Genomic DNA, 1339 nt, shown 5'->3' with positions numbered 1-1339 from the left:
CCGGCTGGGGGGGGTGGCTCGTGGGGTGCGATTGTTGTGTGGTCGGTCGTGGTGCGGGTGTTTTGGCGTTGGGGGGCGGGGGGGGGGACCCTGGAACGGGGTCCCGGCCCGGCCATTCCGGCTTCTGGCCGCAAATGACGCATCCTTGACAGGAATCCCCGCGAGAGAGGCGCTCCCAGGATGGCTGCACGCATGTCCCCTCACGGACAGGGTTTCGCGATCGTACGAGTTCGCGGCTACCGGACCGACCAGGTCGACCGGTACGTCGCCCGGCTGTTCGCGGGCCGCGACGAGGCCTGGGAGCGGGTGGCGCGACTGACCGTCCTGGCCAAGCAGATGGAAGCGGAGGCCGAGCGGCTGCGGGAAGCCGTCGCCTCCCTCGTCCCGCACCAGTACGAGGACCTCACCGAGCGCGCCCGGCGGATCTACGCGCTGGTCATCGAGGAAGCGGAGGCACTGCGCAGCGAAGCGCGGGCCGACGCCGCGGACGCGATGAGCGCAGCCGAAGCCTACGCCGAACGATCCGCCGAACTGGCCCGGCAAGACGCCGAAGCCGTCCGTGAGCAGACCGAAGTCCGGGCGCAGCAGGCCGTGCAGGCCGCCCAACGCGAAGCGGAGCAACTGCTGGGCGAGGCCCGGGAGGACGCGGCCGCCTGGCGGGCCCAGGCGCAGGCGGCACTCGTCGAAACGCGGCGGCGGGCCGACGAACTGCTCGCGGAGCGGGAACAGGAACAGGCCGAGCGGTGGGAAGCCGCCCAGCGGGACATGGCCCGGCGCGAGGCCGACATGGCGGAACGGGTCGCCGAACTGGAACGCCAGGCGGACGCGCGGCTCGCGGAGGCGCGCCGCGGGTACGCCGAAGCCGAGGAGACGGCCCGGCACGGGCAGGAGGACGCGGAGGCGCAGGCCGCGGACCTGATCGCGCAGGCGCGGGTGCAGGAGGAGCGGATCGGGCGGGAGACGGAGCGGGTGCTGCGCGAGCATGCGGAGGCGGAGGAGGAGATGCGGGCGCACATGAGCCATGTGCGGGCCAGCCTGGCGGCCCTGACGGGGCGGGCCGCGGCGGAGGGCTGAGCGGTGGCCTGAGCGGGACTTCGGGGGTTTCGGGGGGTGCGGGTCGGTGACGGGGGCGGGGCGGGGTGCTGGCCGGGGTGTAAAAACGTGATGTGTTGGCCCGCACCGCTGACCCGCCCTCCACATCCCAGAGGGGCCATAAATCATGCCTACCCCCGACAGCACCCCCCCCCCCCCCCCCCCCCCCCCCCCCCCCCCGCCCCACCCCCACCCCGCCACCCACCCCCCCGACCCCCAAGGCCCCCCCACACACCCCCCCAACCAC

1 protein-coding gene is annotated in these 1339 nt (G+C 74.2%); it reads left to right on the top strand.

Annotated features, from left to right (window positions below):
* Nucleotides 1-192 precede the first annotated feature (192 nt).
* Entirely contained in the window at nucleotides 193-1074 is an 882-nt protein-coding gene (locus ACFV7Q_RS38890) for a cellulose-binding protein (protein ID WP_385435679.1), read from the top strand.
* Nucleotides 1075-1339: the final 265 nt, after the last annotated feature.

Source organism: Streptomyces sp. NPDC059851, assembly GCF_042732005.1.
In the GTDB taxonomy this organism is placed as follows: domain Bacteria; phylum Actinomycetota; class Actinomycetes; order Streptomycetales; family Streptomycetaceae; genus Streptomyces.
Note: the sequence above shows the minus strand (reverse complement) of the source record. Positions and strands in the feature narration are given on the sequence as shown.